General features: G+C 67.4%; 13 protein-coding genes. 8 read left to right on the top strand and 5 right to left on the bottom strand.

What is annotated here, in order from left to right; all coding sequences use genetic code 11:
* The first annotated feature begins 8 nt into the window (after positions 1 to 8).
* The 7 genes from K420_RS0102110 to K420_RS0102080 all read left to right on the top strand — a co-directional run bounded on the left by K420_RS0102110 (position 9) and on the right by K420_RS0102080 (position 10845).
* A complete protein-coding gene (locus K420_RS0102110; RefSeq protein WP_051452917.1) occupies positions 9 to 2702 on the top strand; it encodes a PD-(D/E)XK nuclease family protein in 2694 nt (897 codons plus the stop codon).
* Between the two features lie 21 nt (positions 2703 to 2723).
* The gene (locus tag K420_RS0102105) at positions 2724 to 3269 is read left to right on the top strand and encodes an NADPH-dependent FMN reductase (protein ID WP_027456594.1); all 546 of its coding nucleotides are present in this window, start codon (positions 2724 to 2726) and stop codon (positions 3267 to 3269) included.
* 64 nt (positions 3270 to 3333) lie between these two features.
* Positions 3334 to 3639, top strand: coding sequence for an STAS domain-containing protein (locus K420_RS0102100; RefSeq protein WP_027456593.1), 306 nt, complete (start codon positions 3334 to 3336; stop codon positions 3637 to 3639).
* A gap of 4 nt (positions 3640 to 3643) precedes the next feature.
* Complete coding sequence (locus K420_RS0102095; RefSeq protein ID WP_027456592.1) at positions 3644 to 7003, top strand: UvrD-helicase domain-containing protein; 3360 nt, start codon at positions 3644 to 3646, stop codon at positions 7001 to 7003.
* A gap of 76 nt (positions 7004 to 7079) precedes the next feature.
* Positions 7080 to 7823 (top strand): substrate-binding periplasmic protein, encoded by a 744-nt coding sequence (locus K420_RS0102090; RefSeq protein WP_027456591.1) that lies wholly within the window; start codon positions 7080 to 7082, stop codon positions 7821 to 7823.
* Positions 7823 to 9124 (top strand): GGDEF domain-containing protein, encoded by a 1302-nt coding sequence (locus tag K420_RS19520; RefSeq protein ID WP_051452916.1) that lies wholly within the window; start codon positions 7823 to 7825, stop codon positions 9122 to 9124. The genes K420_RS0102090 and K420_RS19520 overlap by 1 nt, the downstream gene beginning before the upstream one ends.
* A gap of 53 nt (positions 9125 to 9177) precedes the next feature.
* Positions 9178 to 10845 (top strand): phosphoethanolamine transferase, encoded by a 1668-nt coding sequence (locus tag K420_RS0102080; RefSeq protein ID WP_027456590.1) that lies wholly within the window; start codon positions 9178 to 9180, stop codon positions 10843 to 10845.
* 21 nt (positions 10846 to 10866) lie between these two features.
* Here the strand turns inward: K420_RS0102080 and K420_RS0102075 are convergent, their stop codons facing one another.
* Together K420_RS0102075 and uvrA are read right to left on the bottom strand one after the other, a co-directional pair.
* The gene (locus K420_RS0102075) at positions 10867 to 11259 is read right to left on the bottom strand and encodes a diacylglycerol kinase (RefSeq protein WP_051452915.1); all 393 of its coding nucleotides are present in this window, start codon (positions 11257 to 11259) and stop codon (positions 10867 to 10869) included.
* On the bottom strand, positions 11256 to 14081 hold the full coding sequence (gene uvrA, locus K420_RS0102070; protein ID WP_027456588.1) for an excinuclease ABC subunit UvrA: 2826 nt from the start codon (positions 14079 to 14081) through the stop codon (positions 11256 to 11258). Before uvrA ends, K420_RS0102075 begins: the two co-directional genes overlap by 4 nt.
* A gap of 207 nt (positions 14082 to 14288) precedes the next feature.
* Between uvrA and K420_RS0102065 the strand changes: the two genes are divergently transcribed.
* Complete coding sequence (locus K420_RS0102065) at positions 14289 to 15119, top strand: M48 family metalloprotease (RefSeq protein ID WP_084019528.1); 831 nt, start codon at positions 14289 to 14291, stop codon at positions 15117 to 15119.
* A gap of 99 nt (positions 15120 to 15218) precedes the next feature.
* Here the strand turns inward: K420_RS0102065 and K420_RS0102060 are convergent, their stop codons facing one another.
* From K420_RS0102060 to K420_RS0102050, 3 genes are all read right to left on the bottom strand, one after another.
* Positions 15219 to 15845, bottom strand: a complete 627-nt coding sequence (locus K420_RS0102060) for a LysE family translocator (protein WP_027456586.1) — start codon at positions 15843 to 15845, stop codon at positions 15219 to 15221.
* A gap of 69 nt (positions 15846 to 15914) precedes the next feature.
* A complete protein-coding gene (locus tag K420_RS0102055; protein ID WP_027456585.1) occupies positions 15915 to 17255 on the bottom strand; it encodes a sigma-54-dependent transcriptional regulator in 1341 nt (446 codons plus the stop codon).
* A complete protein-coding gene (locus tag K420_RS0102050) occupies positions 17252 to 19102 on the bottom strand; it encodes a sensor histidine kinase (RefSeq protein ID WP_027456584.1) in 1851 nt (616 codons plus the stop codon). The genes K420_RS0102055 and K420_RS0102050 overlap by 4 nt, the downstream gene beginning before the upstream one ends.
* Positions 19103 to 19251: the final 149 nt, after the last annotated feature.

Raw genomic sequence — 19251 nt, 5'->3', positions numbered from 1 at the left:
CGACGCGCTTGAGCGACAGCCTGACCCTGTGCGCCACGACCCGCCTGGCCCAGACCCTGCGCGGCGAAGTGCCGCCCGGCCGCACGGTGTGGCCGACCCGGCGGGCGCTGACGCTCGGCCAGTGGCTGGGCGAACTGGCCGACGCGGCGCAGCTGAGCGGCATTGCCGAGCTGCCGGCGGCGCTCGATCCCTTCGCCGAGCGCCTGCTCTGGGAAAAGGTGATTGCCGCCGCGTTGAATGAGGCGACCCCGCTGTTCGACATCCAGGGCATGGCGGCCTCGGCCGCCGAGGCGCAGGCCCTGTGTCGCGTCTGGCAACTCAAGCCGGGCGGCGCCCTGGCTTCCGACGAGGCGCGCCTGTTCGCCGGCTGGCAGGCCGAGTTCGACAGGCGGTGCCGGGCCGGCGGCTGGCTGGATGCCACCGGCGTGCAGCGGCAATTGATCGATCTGGTTGCGGCTGGCCACTTCGGGTTGCCGGAACGCATTATCTTCGCCGGTTTCGACCGCTTCACGCCGCTCGAACGCGATCTGATGGCCGCCTTGGCTGGCCGTGGCGTCCATGTCGAAACGCTACCGGCCGGCCCGCATGACGGCAGCCGGCGCAGCGTGCTGGCCTGCGCCGACCGGGCGGCGGAATGTGCCGCCGTTGTCGCCTGGGCGCGCCAGCAACTGGCGGAACGGCCAGCCGCCCGGCTCGGCATCGTGGCGCCCGACCTGGCCGGCGTGCGCGACCAACTCGAATTCCTGCTCGACGACGTGCTGCATCCGGCCCTGATCCGGCCGGATGCCGCCGAGCAGCCGCGCTGCTTCAACTTCTCGCTCGGCCGGCCGCTGGCTGACCTGCCGCTGATCCGCGTCGCCCTCGACTGGCTGGCCCTCGGCGGCGGTCGGGCCAAAGTCGAGCAGGCGCGCCTGTCGGCCCTCCTGCTGGCCGGCGGCTGGTCGGCGGCCGAAGGCGAAGCGGATGGCCGGGCCCGGCTGGATGTCGCGCTGCGCCGCGATCTGCCGTATTTCACGACCTGGGCTGCCGTGCTCCGCCTGGCCGAACGCCTGGCGGCCGAGGACGCCCCCCTCTGCCCGCAGACGACGGCCGCCTTGGCCGCGTTTCTCGCGGTGACCGATGCGGTGCCGCGCAAGCTGCTGCCCGGTGCCTGGGCCGGCGTTTTCCGCCAATGCCTGGCGGCGCTCGGCTGGCCGGGCGACCGGCCCTTGTCCAGCCACGAATTCCAGGCCCGCCGGGCCTTCGGCGAGGTGCTTGACGGTTTTGGCCGCTTCGACGCGCTGCTCGGCAGCATCCCCTTTAGCGAAGCGGCCCGGCGCCTCAGCCAGCTCTGCCGGCAGCGCCTGTTCCAGCCGGAAACGCGCGGCCAGCCGGCCATCCAGGTGCTCGGCGTGCTGGAGAGCGCCGGCCTGGCCTTCGACAGCCTGTGGGTAATGGGCATGAACGATGACCAGTGGCCGCCGCCGCCCCGCCCGAATCCGTTGCTGCCGGCCGAGCTACTCCGCGCCGCCGGGGCCAGCCACGCCAGCGCCGAGGTCGAGCTCGACTTCGCCCGGCGGGTGCACGCCCGCCTGCTGCAGGCGGCACCCGATGTCCGTTTTTCCTATGCCGAAGCCGACGGTAACCGCGTGCTGCGCCCTAGCCCCTTGCTCGGCGGGCTGCCGCCGGCCCCGGCCGAGGCGTCGCGCTTGACCACGCTGGCTGGCGAACTGGCTCGTACGGCGGGTGACGCGCTGGCCGAGGTGGAAGATGCCAGTGCACCGCCAGTGGCCGAGGGTGAGAAAGTCTCCGGCGGCAGCTGGCTGCTGCGTGCCCAGGCGATTTGCCCGGCCTGGGCCTATTACCAGTACCGGCTGGGTGGCGAGGCGATGGAGGAGCCGGTCGAGGGCCTCGATCCGGCCGCCCGCGGCACGCTGGTGCATGCGGCGCTGGAAGCCTTCTGGAACCAGGTACGCAGGTCGGAGGCGCTCGCCGCGCTCTCCGGTAGCGACCGCCAGCAGGCCATCGCCGAGGCTGTTGCCGATGCCCTGCAAGGCTTCGAGACAGAGCGGCGGACGGTCCTGCCGGCCCGCTTTCGCGAACTGGAGGCGGGCCGCCTGGTCAAGCTGCTCGATCTCTGGCTGCAGGTCGAGGCCCGGCGTGGCCTGCCTTTCGTGGTCATCGCCTGCGAACAGCCGGCTGAAGTCGAGATCGAGGGCATCAAGGTCCGGATGGTGGTCGACCGCATCGACCAACTGGCCGACGGCCGGCAGGTGATCATCGACTACAAGACCGGTGCCAGCATCGACACGAAGAACTGGGCCGGCCAGCGCCTCACCGAGCCGCAATTGCCGATCTATGCCGCGCTGGTCAACGACGAGGTGGCGGCGGTGGTGTTCGCCAAGGTGCTGCTCGACAAGCCGGCTTTTGCCGGGGTGGCCGACGAAAAGGACATCCTGCCCGGCGTGCAGGGCATCGGCGATGACAAGCAGAAAATCTTCGATCCGGCCGAATTCCCGGACTGGATCGCGGTCATTACGCATTGGCGGGAACGCCTGCATGCGATTGCCGGCGAAGTGAAGGCCGGGGTGGCGGGCGTCTGCTACGCCGACGAGAAGGATCTGCAGTATTGCGAAGTGCTGCCGCTGCTGCGTTTGCCGGAGCGCCGCCGTTTGCTGGCGGTGGCCGGGGAGCTGGCCGTCGGTGGCGATGGGGGCCCTTGAGGTGTTGAACAGGAGAAAATCATGCGCGAACTGAAATTCCTCGGTATCTGCGGCAGCCTGCGCCGCCAGTCCACCAACGCCGGCCTGCTGCGGGCGGCGATGGCCGAACTGCCGGAGGGCGTCTCGATGGAGATCGCCGACCTCTCGGCCGTGCCTTTCTACAATGCCGACCTGAGCGACAAGCCGGCGGCCGTCCAGACCCTGCTCGCCCAGATGGGCGCCGCCGATGCGCTGGTCCTGGCCTGCCCGGAATACAACTATTCGCTCGCCCCGGCCTTGAAGAACGCGCTGGACTGGGCCTCGCGCGAGCCGAACAACGCCCTGCTCGCCGGCAAGCCAGCCGCCATCCTGGGGGCCGGTGGCGGCATGGGCACCTCCCGGGCGCAATACCATCTGCGCCAGGTCTGCGTGTTCCTCGACCTGCACCCGCTCAACAAGCCGGAAGTCTTCGCCAACGCCTTCGCCGGTGGCTTCGATGCCGACGGCAACCTGACCGACGCCCGGCTGATCCAGCAGGTCGCGGCACAGATGCAGGCGCTGGCGGCCTGGGCGCGCCGGATCGTTTGATGGGCGCTCATCGCCGGTGTCTTGGCGATCAGTTGTTTTGAACAGGTAGCGACAAGGAAGAAAAATGGAAATCCAGACTGCCGTCCTCAACGCCACGGCGACCCTGCGCCTGAAGGGGCGCTTCCAGTTCGATTCGCACCGCGAATTCCGGACTGCCTACGAGCCGTATATCGCCGATCCGGCCGTGCGCACCGTTGTCCTCGATTTTTCCGGCGTCGATTATCTCGACAGCGCGGCGCTCGGCATGCTGCTCCTGCTGCGCGAGAAGCTCGGCAACGTGCGCAAGGAGGTCGAACTGACCGGCACGCACGGCATGGTCAAGCAGGTGTTGGAGATCGCCAATTTCGCCCGCCTGTTCCGCATTGCCTGAGCCGATGACGCCGCCCGACCGCCTGGCCGAAGACCACGCCGCCCGCGAACGGGCGCTGGCACTTGCCTCCTTCATCGTCGAGGCGCCGGCCGGGGCGGGCAAGACCGAACTGCTCACCCAGCGCTACCTGCGCCTGCTCGCCACCGTCGAGCATCCCGAGGAAGTGCTGGCGCTGACCTTCACCAACAAGGCAGCGACCGAGATGCGCGACCGCATCCTGCGTAGCCTCGAAACGGCAGCAAGCGGCGTCTTGCCGGTCGAGCCGCACAAGCAGCTGACCTTCCGCCTGGCCAGCCAGGCACTGGCGCGCGATGCCGAGCGCGCCTGGGGCCTGCTCGACCATCCCGGGCGCCTGCGCATCACGACGCTCGACGCGCTGTGCGCCAGCCTGGCTAGGCAGATGCCCTACCTCAGCCGTTTCGGCAGCCAGCCCGGCGTCGCCGAGGACGCCGAAGCGCACTACGCGGCCGCGGCACGCCGTACGCTGGAAATGGTCGAGGCCGGCGGCGACGACGCCGACGTGGTGGCCGGTGCGCTGGCCTTCATGGACAACAACGCCGGGCGTCTGGAAAGCCTGCTCGTCGCCATGCTCGGCAAGCGCGACCAGTGGCTGCACCACGCCTCGCGCATCGAGAGCGGTGCGATGAAGGCCGAGGTCGAAGCCGGCTTCGCGGCGCTGATCGAGCGCGATCTGGCGACGGCGGCCAGCCTGGTGAATGGCCGGGTACAGTCGCTGCTCATGCCGCTGGCCCGCTTTGCCGCCGCCAACGCGCCGGGCATCTGCGATGCGCTGGCCGAATGGGCGGCACCGCTCACTGCCGGCATCGCCGATCTGCCGCGCTGGCAGGCCCTGGCCGGCTTGCTGCTGACCGGTACCGGCAGTGTGCGCAAGACGGTGGACAAACGCTGTGGCTTTCCTGCCGACAAGGAATTCGCCGATCAGAAGAAGGCGATGCTCGAACTGCTTGCCGAGCTGCGCGCCACGAGTGGGGTGGAGGAGGTGCTCGGCGTGCTGCTCGCGCTGCCGCAGCCGCAGCTGAGCGAAACCGAATGGGCGACCGTCGAGTGCTTCTCCCGCCTGCTCCGGCTGGCCGCCGGGCAACTCTGGCTGGCCTTCCAGGAGACCGGCGAGGTCGATTTCATCGAGATCGCCGCCCGTGCCGGCCTGGCGCTGGGTGAGGACGAGGCGCCGACCGATCTGGCGCAGGCCCTCGACTATGCCATCCGCCATCTGCTGGTCGATGAATTCCAGGACACCAGTCCGACCCAGGTCGGCCTGCTCAACCGCCTGACGCGAGGCTGGCTGCCGGACGACGGGCGCACGCTGTTCGTGGTCGGCGACCCGATGCAGTCCATCTACCGCTTCCGCAAGGCCGATGTCGGCCTCTTCCTGCGTGTCCGCGAACGCGGCATCGGCAGCATCCACCTCGAACACCTGCGCCTCTACCGCAACAATCGCTCCTATCCGGGCATCGTCGATTGGGTCAATGGCGCTTTCCCCAGCATCTTCCCGGCCGAGGACTGGCCGGCCACGGGTGCCGTGCGCTATGCCGAATCGACGGCGACCAAAACCGCGCGGGCCGATAGCGGTGTCAGCGTGCATCCGGTCATCGAGCGCCCCGGCTGCGATGCGGCGGCCGAGGAGGCGCGCCAGGTGCTGACGCTGATCCGCCAGGCCCGCCAGGAAGCGCCGGATGAGCGCATAGCGGTGCTGGTCCGGGCGCGCAGCCACCTCGATAAGCTGGTTGCCGAAATCCGCCGCAGCGCGCCCGACCTGCGTTTCCAGGCGGTCGATATCGAAGGGCTGGATGGCCGCCAGCACGTGCAGGACCTGCTTACCCTGCACCGCGCCCTGCATCACCGCGCCGACCGCGTGCATTGGCTGGCCGTGCTGCGCGCCCCGTGGTGCGGCCTGACGCTGGCCGACTTGCATGCGCTGGCCGCCGACGACCGGCGTCGTACGGTCTGGCAACTGATGCAAGACGAAGCCCGCCTGCAGCACCTGTCGGCCGACGGCCGGCAGCGCCTGCTGCATGTCCGCGGCGTATTGCACACCGCCTTTGCCGCCCGTGACCGGCAGCATCCGCGCCGCTGGCTGGAGGGCGTCTGGCTGATGCTCGGCGGGCCGCGCTGCCTGGAGGCGCCGGCAGCACTGGATGACGTCGCGGCCTTCTTCGCGTTGGTCGACCGGCTGGCCGCCGCCGGCAAGTTGAATCCGGAAACCCTCGCCGCCCAGGCCGCCGAACTGTTTGCGCCGGCCGACCCACAGGGCGGGGCGGTGCAGATGATGACCATCCACAAATCCAAGGGCCTCGAATTCGACACCGTGATCCTGCCCGGCCTGCACCGTGAAACGGGGGGCGGCGAGAGCAACCTGCTGCTCTGGGACGAAGTGGCCGGGGTCGATGGCGACGAACATCTGCTGGTCGCACCGATGCGCCAGAAGGGCAGCGACAAGGCCGAGCCGACCGCCTACGACTACCTGCGCAAGCTGGAAGCCGAGCGGGCAGCGCACGAAAGCGAACGCCTGCTCTACGTCGCCGCGACGCGGGCGATTCGTCGCCTGCACCTGGTCGGCAGCGCGGCGGCCGACGAGAAAAAGGATGACGGCCTGAAACCACCGGCCAGCGGCAGCCTGCTGCGCCTGCTCTGGCCGGGTGTCGCCCAGCCGGCCTTTGCTGCCGCGCTGGCCGTCGCGCCAGCCGCGGTGGCGGCGGCCGGCATCGATCCGGCGACCTTCGTGCCGCCCCTGCTCCGCCTGCGCCAACCGGCCGTGCCGGACAGCCTGCAGGCGCCACCGAGCGGTGTTCGCCCGGCCGACAATCCGCTCGATGCCGAGGCGACCGCCAGCGGCCTGTCGCTCGACGCCTCGGTCGGCACGCTGGTCCATCGTTGCCTGGAACTGATCGCCGGGCAGGGCGTGGAAGCCTGGTCGGCCGAACGTGTGGCAGCATTGCAGCCGGCTTATCGCCGCTGGCTGGAAGCGCGTGGCCATGCTGCCGACGAGGCGGCGAGCGGTGCCGCCGAGGCCGTCGCCGCCCTGCGTGCCACGCTGAGCAGCGACACCGGCCGCTGGCTGCTCGCCGCCCACCCCGAGGCGGCGGCCGAGCAGGGCTGGACCTCCGCCGATGCCGCCGGGCTCAGCCATCATGTCATCGACCGCAGCTTCATCGCCGACGGCGCCCGCTGGATCATCGACTACAAGACGGCCCGTCTGCCGGATGCCGAACTGGCTGCGCGCGCCGAGAGCCATCGGCCGCAGCTCGAACGCTACGCCCGGCTATTCGCTGGTGACCCGCTGCCGGTGCGGGCGGCGATCTATTTCCCGCTGCAGGGACGCTTGATCGAACTGCCGCTCGGATAAATTCGCGGGAGTGCGGCACCCTGCGGGTATGCGAATGGCTTATACTGTCCGGTCGTTACTTGCGAATGACTTCGGCATGTCGCGCTATCTCCTCCTGTTCCTGCTCGCGCTCTTGCTGTCTACCCGGGTCGCCGCCCAGGGCGGGCAGCCGGCCGTGCTGCGCGTGCTGGTGCCGACGGATGCCGCGCCGATGGCCTACCACGACGAAACGGGCCGCCTGACCGGGTTCAGCGTCGAGGTCGTCCGCGCCCTGTGCGCCGAAATTCGCGCCACCTGCCAGTTTGACGTGACCAACCAGGACGAATTCCTCGACCGGCTGCAGCAGGGCAGGGCCGATCTGGCAGCGAGCGGCGTGTTCGAAATGCCGGAATTGCGGGGCAAGTTGCCGCAGGCCAACCCCTATTACCGTTCGCTCAGCCTGTGGCTGGCCGGGCAGGACGTGCCCCCGGGGCGCGCCGGCCTGCGTGTCGCCGTCGTTCAGGGTTCGATCCAGGAGGACTATGCCCGGCGCCAGGGGTGGGAGCCCCGGCCGGTGCGCAACAGCCGCGAACTGAAGCGGGTACTGCTGGGCGGTGAGGCGCAGGCGGCCCTGGTGCCGATGATCGTCGCACTGCACATGCAGAAAAGCGAGGCTTTCCGCCGCTTGGGCCTGCTCCCCACCGTGTTGCGCGCACCGGAGTTGGGGGGCGACGTTTCCTTCAGCATTTCGCCGCGCCGCCCGGAACTGCGCCAGGAAATCAACATGGCCCTCGATCGCATCAAGCGCAATGGCGCTTACGATCGCATCAACTCGCGTTTCCTGCCGTTCCGCGTCAGCTGATGTCCGGCGTCCAGCCCCGTCCGCGCGGTGTCCATGCCGACCAGGCCTTTGGCCTGCTGGCCGGGGTCTTCGTGCTGGCTTTCAGCGTCGCCGTCCTCTTGCTCGCCGACGACCAGCAGCGCGTCATCGACACCAACAGCCGGCTGCAGGAGCGGACGGTGCCGGAGATCATCCGTTACCAGCGTCTGGCCCGTAATCTTGAGCAACTGCGCCAGGAAGGCGAGCGCATCTTCGCCGTCAGTTCGCCGGCGGCCCGCCAGCAGTCGATGTTCGTCGTGACGCTGATCGCCAGCCATCCCAGTGTGCTGGAACACCCGGGGGCGGCGGCCATGGCCCGTGAAACCGAGTATTTCCTCGGCCAGGTGGTGCGCCAGTGGGCCGACGGGCGGCCGCGGTCGGCGGCGCAATACGAACAATGGCAGCGGCTGTCGGGGCGGCTTGGCCTGCAGATCGACGATGTGTCGGTCGAGGGCGTGGACCTGGCGAGCGGCGAACTGAACCAGGCGCTGGCTGCCATGAAACTGGCGCGCTACAAGCTGCTGATCGTGCTCGTGCTGGTCGGTTTCTTCCTGCTCGCCTTCATCGTGCTGGTTCGCCGCCACCTGATCCATCCGCTGCAGCGCATCGATCAGGCGCTGTCCAACCTGTCCGCCGAGCAGCCGGAGCCGACCTTCAACACCTCGCGCATGCTGGAAATCCAGGCCGTCGAGGAGGGCATCCGCGAGCACCACGCGCTGCTCATCCAGAACGAGGAGATTCGCCGCGGGCTGGAGGCGCTGGCCAACAAGGACGGCCTGACCGGCCTGATGAACCGCCGTTATTTCCTGCAGGCAGCCGAGATGGAGCAACAGCGGGCGCAGCGTTACCGGCGGCCGGTGACGGTGGCGATGGCCGATCTCGACAGTTTCAAGAAGCTCAACGACACCTACGGCCATGCGGCCGGCGATGCCGTGCTGCGCGCCTTTGCCGAGCAGGTGCGGGAGACCCTGCGCCAGTCCGATCTTGTCTGCCGCTATGGCGGCGAGGAATTCGCCTTTCTCTTCCCCGAAATCGGTCCGGCCGAAACCGCCCGGCTTGCCGAGCGGCTGCGCCTGGCCTGTGCCGGTCACGACGTGCCGCTGGCCGACGGGCGCCGTGTCCGGGCGACCGTCAGCATCGGATTGGCCGATGCCAGCGAATGCCCGATCGAAAGCGCGCTACGCCAGGCTGACGAGGCGCTCTACGAAGCCAAGCGCCAGGGCCGCAACCGCGTGGTGATCAGCCCGCCGCCTGTCACAAATTCACCACAAGAAAACCCCTGAACGGCGGCGGGCCGCCAGTTAGAATTTCGGGTTCGTTTTTTCGGGTGGTTTACATGCGTCGTCCGCTGACAGCGCTCATTTCCTTCGTTCAACGCCTGGCGGCGGGAGAACTCGTCCTCTCCACCGAGGGCGTGCTGTTGCTCGCCAGCCTGTTCTTCGCGCTGTTCTGCAATGGCCTGTTCCTGTCCGGCACGCTGGCCGGCTACGACCTCGCTCAGCCGGGCACCTGGCTGCTGGGCGGTTCGCTGCTGGTTGGCCTGGTTGCCATTCATTTCGTGCTGCTCGGCGTCGTCGCAACGCGCTGGACGACCAAGCCGCTGCTCGCCCTGCTGTTCGTCGTGACGGCCTTCGCCGTGCATTTCATGACCCGCTACAAGGTCTATCTCGACACCGCCATGCTGCGCAACGTGCTGGCCACCGATGTGCGCGAGGCGCGCGATCTGATGACCTGGTCGTTGATCCCGCAGCTTCTGCTCTATGCCGTCCTGCCGATCTGGCTGCTGAGCCGCGTCCGCCTGCGCCAGCGGCCGTTCGGGCGCGCCCTGCTGGTGCGTGCCGGCAGCCTGCTGCTTGCCCTGCTCGTGGCGGGCGGCGCAGTGTTCGTCAATTTCCAGGATCTCGCCTCGTTGATGCGCAACAACCGCGAACTGCGTTTCCTGGTGACGCCGGCCAATTACCTCTATTCGCTGAGCCAGGTGGCGCGTAGCCAGGCCAAGGAGGTCAACCGCGTGCGCGAGCCGGTCGGTGCTGATGCCGTGCCGGGCACCGGCTGGGGCGGCCGGCAGAAGCCGGTGGTCATGGTCATGGTGCTCGGTGAAACGGCGCGCGCCGCCAACTGGGGGCTGTCCGGCTATGCCCGGCAGACGACCCCGGAATTGGCCGCCGAGGCCGGCATCATCAACTTCGCCGACGTGACCAGTTGCGGCACGGACACGGAAACCTCGCTGCCCTGCATCTTTTCACCCTGGGGACGGCGCGCCTATGACGAAACACGCATCCGCAACAGCGAATCGGTGCTCGACGTCGTGGCCCGCGCGGGCTTCCGTGTTGTGTGGGTGGATAACCAGTCCGGCTGCAAGGGCGTTTGCAACGGGGTCGAGTCGCTGCGCCCTGATCCGGCCCTGTCGCCGGCGCACTGTACCGGTAGCGAATGCTTCGACGGTGCGCTGGTCGACACCCTGAAGCAAGTGGTCAGCGAAACGCCGGGCAACCTGCTGATCGTCCTGCACCAGATGGGCAACCACGGTCCGGCCTACTTCAAGCGCTACCCAGATGAATTCAAGCAATTCACGCCGGCCTGCGAGGACCCGGATCTACCCAAGTGCAGCAACGAGAGCATCGTCAATGCCTACGACAATGCGATCCGTTATACCGACCATGTCGTCGCGTCGCTGGTCCGCACCCTGCGCGCGCATGAGGACCATGACTCGGCCCTGCTCTATGTTTCCGACCACGGCGAATCGCTCGGTGAGAAGGGCCTTTTCCTGCACGGTGTGCCATACAAGATCGCCCCTGACGTGCAGACCAAGGTGCCGATGGTGATGTGGTTCTCGTCCGGCTTCCCGGCCAGTTTTGCGCTCGATCAGGGCTGCATCGCTCAGGTGGCGGCAACGCCGCTCAGCCACGACCACCTCTTTCACAGCCTGCTCGGCTTGCTCGACGTGAAGACGTCGGTCTACACGCCGGAAATGGATTTCTCTGCCAAATGCCGCCGGCCCTGAGCCGGCCGGCTCAGTCGGCGCTCAGCGCCACAGCACGCAGGCCCAGATCACGGCGGCGTTGAGCAGCGACAACAGCACGGCGGCACTGCCCATGTCCTTGGCCCGCTTGGCCAGCTCGTGCTTTTCCGGCGAGGCCTTGTCGACCACCGCCTCGACCGCCGAATTGAGGATTTCGACAATCAGGATGAACAGGATGCTGCCAGCGAGCAGGGCCCGCTCAATGCCGGTCTGGCCCAGGTAGAAGGCGAGCGGTAGGGTCACTGCGGCAAGCAGGACTTCCTCGCGAAACGCTGCTTCGTTCTTCCAGGCCGCCGACAAGCCATCCTTCGAATAACCCAGCGCGTTGATCAGCCGGGTCAGGCCCTGCTTGCCCTTGAATTCGTCGATGGCGCTCTTGGCCGGTTCGTGGCTCATGCCGATTTTTCCAGTAGCGGTTTGAGGAAGCGGCCAGTATGGCTGGTTTTGTGTTTCGCGACGATTTCAGGCGGGCCGGCAACCAGGATGCGGCCGCCGCCGCCGCCGCCCTCGGGGCCGAGGTCGACGATCCAGTCGGCGGTCTTGATCACGTCGAGGTTGTGCTCGATGACGACGATGGTATTGCCGTTGGCGGCCAAGCGCTGCAGCACGCTGAGCAGCATCTCGATGTCCTGGAAGTGCAGGCCGGTGGTCGGTTCGTCGAGGATGTACAGCGTGCGCCCGGTGTCGCGCTTGGAGAGTTCGAGGGCCAGCTTGACGCGCTGCGCCTCGCCACCGGAGAGCGTGGTCGCGCTCTGGCCGAGGGTGATGTAGCTGAGGCCGACATCAACCAGGGTCTGCAGCTTGCGGGCGACGACCGGCACGGCATCGAAGAATTCACGCGCCTGCTCGACGGTCATGCCGAGGATGTCGTGGATGTTCTTGCCCTTGTACTGGATTTCCAGCGTCTCGCGGTTGTAGCGCTTGCCGTGGCAGACGTCGCAGGGCACGTAGATGTCGGGCAGGAAGTGCATCTCGACCTTGATCATGCCGTCGCCCTGGCAGGCTTCGCAGCGACCGCCCTTGACGTTGAAGCTGAAGCGACCGGGGCCGTAGCCGCGGGCCCGCGATTCCGGCACTTGCGAAAACAGCTCGCGGATCGGCGTCAGCAGGCCGGTATAGGTCGCCGGGTTGGAGCGCGGCGTGCGGCCGATCGGCGCCTGGTCGACGTTGATCACCTTGTCGAACAGGTCGAGACCGGTGATTTCCTTGTACGGTGCCGGTTCGGTGCTGGAGCCGTAGAGGTGCTTGGCGGCTGCCGCGTACAGCGTGTCGTTGATCAGCGTCGATTTGCCGGAACCCGAGACGCCGGTGATGCAGGTGAATAGCCCGCCCGGGATTTCCAGCGTGACATCGCGCAGGTTGTTGCCGTGGGCACCGATCACTTTCAGTTGCTTATCCGGGTTTGGCTGCCGGCGTTTCGTGGGGGCGAGGATGGCCTTGCGGCCGGACAGGTAATCGCCGGTCATCGACGCCGGATTGGCGGCGACCTCGGCCGGAGTGCCCTCGGCGACGATGCTGCCGCCATGCACGCCCGCCCCGGGGCCGATGTCGACCACGTAGTCGGCGTTGCGGATGGCATCCTCGTCATGTTCCACCACGAGCACGGTATTGCCCATGTCGCGCAGGTTCTTCAGGGTTTCGAGCAGGCGGTCGTTGTCGCGCTGGTGCAGGCCGATGGACGGTTCATCGAGCACGTACATGACGCCGGTCAGGCCGGAGCCGATCTGAGAAGCCAGCCGGATGCGCTGCGCCTCGCCGCCGGACAGCGTTTCGGCCGAGCGTTCGAGACACAGGTAATCGAGGCCGACGTTGATCAGGAAGGACAGGCGGGCAGTGATTTCCTTGAGGATCTTCTCGGCTACCTGCGCCTTGGCGCCGGTCAGCGTCAGGCAGTTGAAATAGTTGCGCGCCTCGCCGAGCGGCAGGCGGCTGATCTCGTGCAGGGTCTTGTCGCCGACGCGGACATGCCGTGCCTCGGTGCGCAGGCGGGTACCCGCACAGGTCGGGCAGGTCGAGTTACTGATGTACTTGGCCAGTTCCTCACGCACGGCGGTCGAGTCGCTGCCCCGGTAACGGCGTTCGAGGTTGGGGATGATGCCCTCGAAGGTGTGCGTGCGTTCGAAGCGGGTGCCCTTTTCGTTCAGGTAGCGGATGTTGATCGACTGGTTGCCGGAGCCGTAGAGGATGGTCTGGCGAACAGTCTCCGGCAACTCCTGCCAGGGCGTATCAACCGAGAAATCATAGTGCGCGGCGAGCGACTCGATGATCTGGAAGTAGAACTGGTTCTTCTTGTCCCAGCCACGAATGGCGCCGGCGGCCAGCGAGGCGGCCGGGTTGGTGACGACGCGCTTGGGATCGAAGAACTGGATGACGCCCAAGCCGTCGCATTTCGGGCAGGCACCCATCGGGTTGTTGAAGGAGAAGAGGCGCGGCTCAAGTTCCTGCAGGGCGTAGGAACAGACCGGGCAGGCGAACTTGGCCGAGAACAGGTGCTCGACGTTGCTGTCCATTTCCAGCGCGATGGCCCGTCCTTCGGCGTGGCGCAGCGCCGTCTCGAAGGATTCGGCCAGGCGTTGGCGCATGTCGTCGCGCACCTTCAGGCGGTCAACGACGACGTCGACGGTGTGCTTCTGCGTCTTGGCCAGCTTGGGTACGGCGTCGATTTCATAGACGGTGCCATCGACCCGGACGCGGGCGAAACCCTGGGCGCGCAGTTCGGTGAACAGGTCGAGTTGTTCGCCCTTGCGGTTGGCCACCACCGGGGCGAGGATCATCAGCTTGGTTTCGGCCGGCAGGGCGAGCACGCTGTCGACCATCTGCGAGACGGTCTGCGCCTCCAGCGGCTGGTTGTGGTCCGGGCAGTAGGGCGTGCCGGCGCGGGCGTAGAGCAGGCGCAGGTAGTCGTGGATTTCGGTGACCGTGCCCACCGTCGAGCGCGGATTGTGCGAGGTCGCCTTCTGCTCGATGGAAATGGCGGGGCTCAGGCCTTCGATCAGGTCGACATCCGGCTTTTCCATCAACTGCAGAAACTGCCGGGCATAGGCCGACAGCGATTCGACATAGCGGCGCTGGCCTTCGGCGTACAGCGTGTCGAAAGCCAGCGAGGACTTGCCGGAGCCGGACAGGCCGGTGATCACGATGAGCTGGTCGCGCGGCAGGTCAAGATTGATGTTCTTCAGATTGTGGGTGCGCGCACCGCGGATGCGGATGGTTTCCATCGCTGTTCGGGAACGGTTGGGGAGAGGGGGAACTATACGCAAAACAGGGCTGACATGCACGAACAGCTGTTGATTTGTACAGTAAGGGGCGGCGGCTGCTTCGGTCGTCTGCTGTGCGTCAATGACAATCAAATTATGCTCATGTGATAATATTTCGGCCCTTGCCGCCGCCTGGCGGCCTTCTCGCCAACACGACAGGATAAATCCATGAACCGTTCTTCTCTTTCCGATAACGCAACAGGCCGCCCGATCCGCCCGCTGTTGGCCGCTGTTCTCGCTGCCTTTACCCTGGCCGCCTGCAGCAATACCGGCAACGTCGCTTCCAGCGCCGATGCCGAAGGGCTGCTCAAGGCCTCGGCGGCAGCAGCCCAGGCCGTGACGCTGAGCGACGCCGACGTGATGCAGCTGGCCGATAAATCCTGTGCCGAGATGGATGGCAAGGCCAAGCTTGCGCCGCCGAAGGGCAAGGCGGCGCAGCGCCTGGCCAGGCTGGTCAAGGGCATGCCCAAGGAGGTCGAAGGCGTCGCTCTCAACTACAAGGTGTACGAGACCAAGGAAATCAATGCCTGGGCCATGAACAATGGCTGCGTACGCGTCTATTCCGGCCTGATGGAGAAGATGAACGACAACGAACTGCGCGGTGTCATCGGCCACGAAATCGGCCATGTCGCGCTCGGCCATTCGAAGAAAGCCATGCAGGTTGCCTACGCCGCCGGCGCCGCCCGCCAGGCAGCCGCCTCCGCCGGCAATTCCGCCGTCGCTGCGTTGTCCGCCTCCGAGATCGGCGATCTGGCCGAGAAACTGGTCAACGCCCAATTCTCGCAGGCCCAGGAAACCGCGGCGGACGACTATGCCTTCGACCTGCTGACCGCCGCCAAGATGCGTCGCGATGGCCTGGTCACCGCCTTCGAAAAGCTGGCCAAGCTGGGCGACAACAGCAGCATGCTCAGCTCGCACCCCGCCTCGTCCGAGCGTGCCCAGCACATCCGAGACCGCCTGGCGGCCGAGAAGACGGCCGGCAAGCTGGCCAAGCCCTAAGCGGCCTTAGCGCCGTTTGGATGAACGAAGCCGGGCGCGCCCCGGCTTTTTCTTTCTGTCGGGGGAGCTTGGCAGATCGGGACGATGCCTGATTGACGATCAGCGGCTCACGATGAGCCGCAGTCCCAGTCCGACGAAGATCATCCCGCTCAGGCGGTCCATTGCCGTGCCAAGCCGCGGGCGGGTATTGATCCACTGACCGACCGCGCCGGAGAAATAGCCGAGCAGGCCGAATATCACGGCGGCCTGCATGGTGAAGATGATGCCCAGCCACGCCATTTGCGCGGCGACGCTGCCATGGCCCGGGACGACAAACTGGGGCAGGAAGGACAGGAAGAACAGGATGACTTTCGGATTGATGGCGTTGGCAATAATGCCCTTGACGAGCAATCTCCGGGGACTGGGCTGGTCGTCGCTCGCCTTTCTGACCGTGGCGCCGCTCGCACTGCGCAGCGCATTGACACCCAGCCAGACCAGGTAAAGCCCGCCGCAGACTTTGAGCGCCGTGAAGGCTTCCGGCGACGCGGCAATCAGGGCGCTGACGCCGATCACCGCCAGCAGGGTGTGGCTCAGGCAGCCGAGCGCACACCCCAGTCCGAAGGCGATGCCGGGCCGGCGGCCCTTCGCCATGCCGAGGCTGAGGACCATCATGTTGTCCGGGCCGGGGGCGACGGTAATGACGGAGGCGGCGAGCAGGAAACCGAAAAACTGTTCAGCGGAGAGCATGTCGATGTCAGGCGAACGGGGTCCCCAGTGTACCGTCTGCTGGCCTTGCCGGAGCGGCCATCGCTGCGGCTATGCCGGGCTGCTCTCGCCCAGCCCGTATTTGCGGATCTTATCGTGCAGCGTGGTCTTGGCGACGGCCAAGGCTTCGGCGGTACGGGCCAGACTACCGTGGCGGCGCAGGGCGTCGGCGATCAAGGCGCGCTCGAAGGCTTCGACGCTTTCGTTGAGCGGGCGGGCGGTATCGGCAGCGGCCAGGCCGAAGGGCGGCGAGCCGGCTTCGATGCCGAGGACGCAACGGTCGGCGACGTTACGCAGCTCGCGCACGTTGCCGGGCCAGGCGTAGCCGACCAGTTGCTGGATACGGCCGGGCAGCGTCGCCGGTACCGCGCGCTCGTGGCGGGCGGCGGCCTGTAGCAGGAAATGCTCGAAGAGCAGCGGAATGTCCTCGCGCCGTTCGCGCAGTGGCGGCAGCGGCAGCGTGGCGACGGACAGGCGGTAATAGAGGTCGGCGCGGAAACGGCCCTGTTCGGAGAGGCCGAGCAGGTCTTCCTTGGTCGCGGCGATCACGCGGCAATCGACCGGAATCGGCGTGTTCGACCCCAGGCGTTCGAGCGTCCGTTCCTGCAGTACGCGCAGCAGCTTGATCTGCATCGGCAGTGGCATGCTCTCGATTTCGTCGAGGAAGAGCGTGCCGCCGTTGGCGTGCTCGATCTTGCCGATGCGCCGCTTGCCGGCACCGGTGTAGGCACCGGCCTCGTGACCGAAGATCTCGCTGTCGAACAGGGTTTCCGGCAGGCCGCCGCAGTTGATCGCGACGAAATTCCCTTTGGCGCGGGGGCTGGCGTCATGCAGGCAGCGGGCGACCAGTTCCTTGCCGGTGCCGGTTTCGCCGTGGATCAGCACGTCGGCCGCGCTGTTGGCCAACGCCCCGATCAGGCCGCGGACGCGCACCATGCCGGGGGAGTTGCCGATCAGCCGGGCTTCCAGACGGTCGCGCTGGTCGAGCTGGCGGCGTAGGGCGCGCACTTCGAGGACGAGCCGGCGTTTTTCCAGCGCGCGGCGGGCGATGTCGACCAGCTGCTCGGGGGCGAACGGCTTTTGCAGGAAGTCGTAGGCGCCATCCTTCATCGCCTGCACGGCCATCGACACATCGCCGTGGCCGGTGATCAGCACCACCGGCAGCTCCGGGTCGAGGGTGTGCAGGTCGCGCTGCAGGCTCAGGCCGTCTTGGCCGGGCAAGCGGATGTCGCTGACCACGATGCCGGGAAAGTCGGCGCCCAGGCGTTTTCGCCCCTGTTCGGCGCTGCCGGCGACTTCGGCCGTAAAGCCTTCGAGCTGCAGCGCCTGCTCGCAGCCAAGCGCAACGTCGGGGTCGTCTTCGATGATCAGGATTCGGAGGTTGTCGGTCATGGCGTGGGGGCGAGCGGGAGTTCGAGGGTGAAGACGGCACCGCCGTCCGGGTGGTTGGCGCCGTGCAGGCTGCCGCCGAAATCGCGGACGATACCGGCCGAAATGGTCAGCCCGAGGCCGAGCCCGTCACCAGCCGGCTTGGTCGTGAAGAAGGGTTCGAACAGGTGGGCCTGTGCCTCGGCACTGAGGCCGGGGCCATGGTCGCGGACATGCAGGCGGACACGGCCGTCGGCGCATTCCCAGGCGAGGTCGATGCGCGGCCGGGGCTGGCCGGCCATGGCGTCGAGCGCGTTGCCGATCAGGTTGACCAGTACCTGCTCCAGGCGATTGGCATCGCACAGCGCCACCGGCTCATCGACCGGGCAGGAACGGGCCACCTCGGCACTGGCCCGGCGCAGGCGGGCATCGAGCAGGTCCAGGGCATTGTCGACGGCGTGGCACAACGCCACCGGGGCCGACTGGCCGCTCGATTTGCGGGCGAAATTGCGCAACTGGCCGGTAATGCGGCCCATGCGATCGACCAGGTCGGCGATGCGGCCGAGATTGGTGCGCGTGGTGTCGACGTCGCCCCGTTCAAGGAAGCGCTCGGCGTTGGCCGACAGGGTACGCAATGCGGCGAGCGGCTGGTTCAGCTCATGAGCGATGCCGGTCGATAGCTGGCCGATCACCGCCAGCTTGCCGGCCTGCACCAGTTCGTCCTGGGCGGCGCGCAATGTGCGCTCGGCGCGGATGCGTTCGCCGATCTCGTCCTGTAGCTGGCGGTTGGCGGCCGAGAGGTCGGCGGTGCGTTCCTCGACCTTGCGTTCCAGGTCGTCGTGCGCCTGCTGGAGCGCCTCGCGGGCAGCCAGCCGGTCGCGCAGGTGGCGGCGCCGTTCGTTGAGGATGATGCCGAGCAGGCACAGGCAGGCAGCAGCGATGGCAGCCAGCGCAGCGCGGCTCTGGGCCAGATTGTCGACCTGTTCGAGATGGGAGAGCACGGTCAGTGTCCACGGTGTGCCGGGCAGGGTGCGCGATTGCTCGAGGAAGCGCCCGGTGACCGGATAGACCGAGATGGTCTCCGGCCCGCTGGCCGCGATGTGCACCAGGCGCACGCCGTAGTCGATGTCGCCGAGCGGCCTGACGCCGAGCGGCTGCAGGGCGCGCCGGTTGTACTGCTGGGTATGGTCGAAGGCGGCGCGGGTGGCCTCGTCGAGCGGCCGGAGCGTGGTGAATTTCCAGCCGGCGACGGCGGAGAGGATGACGACACCGTTCTCGTCGGCGACCAGGACCGGCGCTTCGACCGTGCTCCAGGATTTTTCCAGTTGTTCCAGGCTGACCTTGATCACCGCCACGCCCAGCGTGCCGCTCTCGCCGGTCAGCGCCGAGGCCAGGTAGTAGCCGGGCTCGCCGCGCGTCGTGCCGATGCCGAAGAAGCGGCCGGTGCCAGTTTCGATCGCTTCGCGGAAATAGGGGCGGAAGGAGAGGTCCTCGCCGACGAAGCTGTCCGGTCGACGCCAGTTGCTGGCAGCGGCCACCTTGCCGCTGGCGTCGAGGACGTAGATCGACAGCGTGCCGGCCCGTTCATTCAGTTTTTCCAGATAGGCATTGACCCGCCCGCCTGCCGCATCGCCGCCCTGGCCGGCGAGCAGATCGAGCACTGCCGGTTCAAGGTTGAGCGTGCCGGGCAAGAAGGCGTATTTGCCGATCTCGCGTTCCAGGCTGGCGGCGTAGAGGTCGAGCCGGTGCAGTCCGGTCGCCCGCAGGTCGGCGATGCCGAGGCGCTGCCCGATGCGGTAGGCGGAAAAGCCGCTGAGGCCGACCAGCAGCAGGCAAACGAGAAGCAGCGGCAGGGAGCGGAAGCGGGGCATGGACGGGCGGGGGCAGCGCGATGACCTATGTTACCGCGCCAGGAGGTCGTCAAAATATGGGGAACACCCACCGGAAAGGGGCGAAGACGCACAGCAAACGCCAAGGAAGGCGCTTTGTCTCGCCCTGTTTTCCTTTGCGAAACCTTGGT

Origin of the sequence: Dechloromonas agitata is5 (assembly GCF_000519045.1) — a bacterium.
Classification (GTDB): Bacteria; Pseudomonadota; Gammaproteobacteria; order Burkholderiales; family Rhodocyclaceae; genus Azonexus; species Azonexus agitatus.
Note: the sequence above shows the minus strand (reverse complement) of the source record. Positions and strands in the feature narration are given on the sequence as shown.

Coding starts and splice junctions, on each gene's coding strand:
- K420_RS0102050 (WP_027456584.1), bottom strand. CDS start 19,102: ATGCCCCGCTTCCGCTCCCTGCCGCTGCTTCTCGTTTGCCTGCTGCTG.
- uvrA (WP_027456588.1), bottom strand. CDS start 14,081: ATGGAAACCATCCGCATCCGCGGTGCGCGCACCCACAATCTGAAGAAC.
- K420_RS0102090 (WP_027456591.1), top strand. CDS start 7,080: ATGTCGCGCTATCTCCTCCTGTTCCTGCTCGCGCTCTTGCTGTCTACC.
- K420_RS0102080 (WP_027456590.1), top strand. CDS start 9,178: ATGCGTCGTCCGCTGACAGCGCTCATTTCCTTCGTTCAACGCCTGGCG.
- K420_RS0102100 (WP_027456593.1), top strand. CDS start 3,334: ATGGAAATCCAGACTGCCGTCCTCAACGCCACGGCGACCCTGCGCCTG.
- K420_RS0102095 (WP_027456592.1), top strand. CDS start 3,644: ATGACGCCGCCCGACCGCCTGGCCGAAGACCACGCCGCCCGCGAACGG.
- K420_RS0102075 (WP_051452915.1), bottom strand. CDS start 11,259: ATGAGCCACGAACCGGCCAAGAGCGCCATCGACGAATTCAAGGGCAAG.
- K420_RS0102065 (WP_084019528.1), top strand. CDS start 14,289: ATGAACCGTTCTTCTCTTTCCGATAACGCAACAGGCCGCCCGATCCGC.
- K420_RS0102055 (WP_027456585.1), bottom strand. CDS start 17,255: ATGACCGACAACCTCCGAATCCTGATCATCGAAGACGACCCCGACGTT.
- K420_RS19520 (WP_051452916.1), top strand. CDS start 7,823: ATGTCCGGCGTCCAGCCCCGTCCGCGCGGTGTCCATGCCGACCAGGCC.
- K420_RS0102060 (WP_027456586.1), bottom strand. CDS start 15,845: ATGCTCTCCGCTGAACAGTTTTTCGGTTTCCTGCTCGCCGCCTCCGTC.
- K420_RS0102105 (WP_027456594.1), top strand. CDS start 2,724: ATGCGCGAACTGAAATTCCTCGGTATCTGCGGCAGCCTGCGCCGCCAG.